Source organism: Glycocaulis sp. (assembly GCF_052168375.1).
Classification (GTDB): Bacteria; Pseudomonadota; Alphaproteobacteria; order Caulobacterales; family Maricaulaceae; genus Glycocaulis.
This window is the reverse complement of record NZ_JBQLZR010000259.1, coordinates 1-4,862: the sequence shown is the minus strand read 5'-3', so window position 1 is coordinate 4,862 and position 4,862 is coordinate 1. Positions and strand designations below refer to the sequence as shown.

Genomic DNA, 4,862 nt, shown 5'->3' with positions numbered 1-4,862 from the left:
GTCAGCGCGCCGCCCCAGGTCTGCTCGCCCAGCGTCTCGCCGGTCGCAGGGTCCAGCCGGACCGGAACACCGGCCTGGTACCAGAGAGCCAGAACTTCGCCATTGTGCAGGATGAGATCGGTATTGCCGGAATCCTTCAGCCAGCCATCCGATCCTGCGCCCGCAGGCGCATTCGGATCAGGGTGGCCCATATAGCCCGGCCATTGCTCCTGGCCGCGCGCAGCGTTCGACTGGAAATGCGCCGTACGCACAAAGCGCGAGCGATAGCTCGCCTTGCCATCCTTGAAGGCGATGGTGTGGACCATCCCGTCACCGTCAAACCAGTGATGCTTGGATTTCGGCTGATAGACCTGGTTGGGACCGTTGCGCATATAGGCGCCGCACAGGTCGGCGGGAATCTCGCCGATAACTTTCAGCGCGTCGGCAGTCGTCTCATGCGCGACCGGCGCATACAGGCCACGCAGGTAAGCATTGTCGATATCGGCCAGCCATGAAGGCGCATCGCGCTCCATACGTCCGTTGGACTCAGGCACCGGGGCGTTCATCGTGAGCACTCCTTTCCATACCGGGACGGGCCATGGCACGACCGTCCTCATGCAAACCATATTCACCTGCAAGCCGCGCAACGATTGTACGCATTGGCTCGACGGCATTTACCGATCCGACACCCTGTCCGGCCGACCAGACATCTTTCCAGCCTTTCAGGATTATCGACGGATCATCAAACTGGACCCTGCCCTTTTCGGGCAGGTTTTCCGGGTCAAGCCCGGAGCGTTTCAGGCTTTCCTTCAGCCAGCTTGCCGGCACGCCTGTGACCGAGGCCGACACGACAATGTCAGACGCTCCAGAACGCACGACCATGTCCTTGTAATCGGGATGCGCAAGACTTTCCTCGGCCGGGATGAAGGCCGTGCCCATATAGGCAAGGTCGGCGCCCATGGCCTCGGCTGCGCGGATACCGCGGCCGGTCGAGATACCGCCTGCAACGGCGATGATCCCGTCGAAGAAGCCGCGCACCGCCTCGATGAACGCCACGTTGGCAACCTGTCCCGTATGACCGCCTGCGCCAGCGCAGACGAGCACCAGCCCGTCAACACCGGTCGAGGCCGCCTTGGCGGCAAACTCCACCGTGTTCACATCGGCAAAGACCAGCCCGCCATAGGCATGCACAGCCTCGACCACCCGATGCGGCCCGCCAAGCGCCGTGACGACGATGGGCGGCTGATAGCGCCGCACCAGTTCCAGCTCCGCGTCAAAGCGCGGATAGGAGGAATGACAGATCATGTTGTAGGCCCAGGGCGCATCATCCCCGGTCAGCCCGTCGCTGATAGCCTTCATCCAGGCCTCGACATCCTCGATCGTGCGGCAATTGGGTCCGGGAAACGAGCCGATCACGCCCGACCGGCACGCCGCCAGAACCATGTCAGGCCCGGACACGAGAAACATCGGCGCTACCACCAATGGCAGGCGCAGGCGTCGGGCTAGGCTTTCAGGCAGTCGGGTCAAGGGGTGCCTTTCGTCAGGACCGGTGCTAAGCACGGAAGGGTCACTTTGTTAGTGAAACTAACTCTAGCCGGTTTTGCGCGCCGCCTCAACCCCGCAAGCACGTTTGCCTAATGGTTTGGCTTTGTTTCTAGTGCGGGGATGGATGCCCGCCTCAAGCAGATGATTCAGAACAATCCGGTTTCCCACGCCATGGACGTGGTGGGAGAGGCCTGGACCATGCTGATTCTGCGTGAGGCCTTTCGCGGTGCGCGCCGTTTCGATGACTGGCTGGAACGTCTGGCGATTGCCCGCAGCGTTCTGGCGCGCCGCCTGAAGACACTGACCGATGCGGGGCTGTTGATCCGCAAACCCTATCAGCAACGCCCGGCACGCTATGAGTATGTGCTGACTGCGATGGGCCGCGATCTCTATGGCGTGGCTATCATGCTGATCTTCTGGGAGCAGGAGTGGTCGCCGCGCGCCGACCCGGCCCGTGCGATTCGCCTGGTTACGCGTGAGGGTGCCGATCCGGTCGAACCGGTCATGGCCGGCGAAAACCCGCAGGCTGCCATCGTGCCAGGTGATGTCATGCCGCAGCCCGGTCCGGTGCCGACGCGCGCCCCGGCGCTGAAAGAGATGCGGCGCCGGAGAGTGCAGCCTGCCATGCGCGCCAGCGGAAAGCCGATCGAGCTCGGGATAGAGCTTTTCGGCGATTACTGGACCAATCTGGTTCTCGCGGCCTGCTTTTACCGGATACGCCGATATGACGAGTTCATCCGGACACTGGATATCTCGACGAGTGTGCTGGCCGACCGCCTCGATGGCCTCGTCTCGCACGGGATTCTGGCCCGAAAGCGTTATCAGGAACGTCCTGAACGCTTTGAATACGTCCTGACAGAGCGCGGACTCGCGCTCTATCCGACCGTCCTTGCGTTCTTTGCCTGGGGCGCACGATGGCTGTGCGAACCGGGCAAGCTGCCTGTCGAACTGGTCTCCGAGAGCACGGGGAAGACAGTGATCCCCGTTTTGCGCAATGCGGTAACCGGCGCGGAAATCGATCCGCGCAGCGTGCGTCCCGTACCGGCGCTAAGCTCCAGCGAGCGCGCGGCGATCAGCGCCGGCCAGCAATAAAAAGGGGCGGCACCCCCCAAAGAGGTGCCGCCCCCGGACGGAACAGCGTCCATCCCCCCGTAAGTCTAGCCGCCCAGACGCATCCGGAACTGCGCGCCGAACGTGCGCGGCGGTGCGAAGACGGTGAACCCGATATCGAGGTTCTTGATGATGTGGCTGGGGTAGAGCTCGTCAGTGAGGTTGCGGCCCCACAGCGAGATGTCCCAGTTGGCATTGTCCGGCCCCCAGCTCAGGCGGGCATCGACCGTACCATAGGCGTCAACCAATGTTTCAGGCGCATTGGACGGATCAAAATAATAGTCACCGGTCCAGTTGTAGTCGACGCGCGCGCGTGCCGTGCCCGATGCCACCGGCACTTCGAGAGCGGCGTAGACGTTGAACTGCTGCTCGGGCGACCGGGTAAGCTGGTTGCCATTATAGGGCAGCACGCCCAGCGCGGAGACCGCGTCGGAGGTGTACTGGGCATCGAGATAGGCATAGGAGCCGCCGATCTCGAGATTCTCGGTAAGCTGGAAAGCCAGCTCCGCCTCGGCGCCGCGGATTTCCGCATCCGCGTTCGAGGTGGACAGGGCCAGACCCAGAAGCTCATAGACCTGCAGGTCCTGATAGTCGGTATAGAAGGCGGCGACGTTGAAGATGCCGCGACCGTCCGCGAAGGTGGACTTCATCCCCACCTCGAAATTGTCGAGGATTTCCGGATCAAGCGCCGTGGTGGCCTGCGCCGCGCTTTGCGCCTGGCTGGGGTAGAGTCCCGATTTGTAGCCCCGGTCATAGGATGCGTAGAACATCACATTGTCCGAAGGGCGCCAGTCGAGGCCGAGACGCCAGGTCGGCTCGGTCCAGCTTTCGCTGCCCGATGCGCCTGCCGGATAGGCCACGCCCGGGGGCGGGCCGAGCGGGATGCCCGGGAAAGGACCACCCGGCGTCGCATTGTCGACACCGCGGGCGAATATCTCCTTGGAGTCATAGGTCAGGCGTCCGCCAACCGTCAGGTTGAGCGTATCGGCCAGCGGCAGCGTCATCTGTGCGAAGACCGCCGCAGACTGGTTCGTGGCATCCTGGAAGAAGGTCACATCACCCGATGCAATGGCGGGCAGCGGCGCGCGCGCATCGACGATAAAGCGCTCATTGCGGTCAACTTCCTCGTGGAAGAGGTAGAGACCAGCCACCCAGAAAGCCCCGTTGCCCAGCGTCTGTGACAGGCGGAATTCCTGCGTGAACTGCCAGGCCTCGTCCTGGTTGATGTCTTCCACGCGCAGCACGTAAGGCGGCGTGGGCAGACCGCCCAGATCGTCAAACCAGGAGAATTCCAGCCCCCGGTAGGAGGTCAGCGAGGTGAAGTCCATATCGCCCAGAGTCGTGTCTGCGCGCAGGAGGACACCAAAGCTGTCACGTTCCTGGAAGGTGTCGGGATCAGAGAAGCTCTGACGCTCATTGAGACCTGCCCGGATACCGCCAATCAGCGGGATGAAAGCCGGGTTGGTATTGGGACCGGGCACTGGCACGCGGGCCTGTCCGTCCGTTTCATCGCTGGCATAGTCAGCCTGTGCGAGGAAGCTCCAGTTGCCGGCATCCCACGCGATCGAGCCGCGAACACCCCAGGTGCTCGACCCGCCAAGATCGGCCCCTGACGGCACACTTTCCGAATACCCGTCATTGGACTGGTAGAGGAAAGCAAGGCGCCCGGCTGCCGTCTCGCCAAGCGGACCGTTCAGGACGGCGCTGACGAGCTGATCGTTGTAATCGCCATAGCCGAAGGTGAACTCGCCAAAGGTCTGCGTCATGTCGGGACGCGCCGTGATGATGTTCACAGCGCCGCCAGCCGCGTTGCGGCCGTAGAGCGTGCCTTGCGGACCGCGCAGCACCTCGACACGCTCGATGTCGAAGAAGCTGAGCGCGCCGCCGCCGGCCCGGCCGATATAGACCTCGTCGATGGACACGGCGACGGACGGGTCACCGGCCGCAGAATCTGACGTCGAACCGATGCCGCGAATATAGAGCTGCGGCTCGCCGATATTGAACCGGGTCATGGTGAAGCCCGGCGTGCGCTCGGCAATGCCCTCCACCCCGTCAATCGAGGAATCGCGCAAGTCCGCCGCACTGAACGCCGTCACGGCCACCGGCACATCCTGCACTGACTGTTCGCGGCGCTGCGATGTCACGGTGATGATCTCGGCGGACTGGGCCATAGCCGTCCCTGCCGAGGCGAGCGCACCGGTCAGCGCCATGGCGCCAACCGATACGCG

4 protein-coding genes are annotated in these 4,862 nt (G+C 63.3%); 1 reads left to right on the top strand and 3 read right to left on the bottom strand.

From position 1 onward, the window contains the following. Together ACTS2Z_RS10600 and ACTS2Z_RS10595 are read right to left on the bottom strand one after the other, a co-directional pair. Positions 1–545 (bottom strand): carotenoid oxygenase family protein (locus ACTS2Z_RS10600; protein ID WP_442573178.1); only part of this gene is annotated, 545 nt, incomplete at its 3' end. Beyond that, complete coding sequence (locus tag ACTS2Z_RS10595) at positions 526–1,506, bottom strand: NAD(P)H-dependent flavin oxidoreductase (protein WP_442573177.1); 981 nt, start codon at positions 1,504–1,506, stop codon at positions 526–528. The genes ACTS2Z_RS10600 and ACTS2Z_RS10595, both read right to left, overlap by 20 nt. A gap of 159 nt (positions 1,507–1,665) precedes the next feature. Between ACTS2Z_RS10595 and ACTS2Z_RS10590 the strand changes: the two genes are divergently transcribed. Next, a complete protein-coding gene (locus tag ACTS2Z_RS10590; RefSeq protein ID WP_442573176.1) occupies positions 1,666–2,616 on the top strand; it encodes a winged helix-turn-helix transcriptional regulator in 951 nt (316 codons plus the stop codon). Between the two features lie 65 nt (positions 2,617–2,681). On the opposite strand, the gene ACTS2Z_RS10585 is transcribed toward ACTS2Z_RS10590, so the two are convergent. Then, the coding region (locus tag ACTS2Z_RS10585) for a TonB-dependent receptor (protein WP_442573175.1) at positions 2,682–4,862 on the bottom strand (2,181 nt) is incomplete at its 5' end.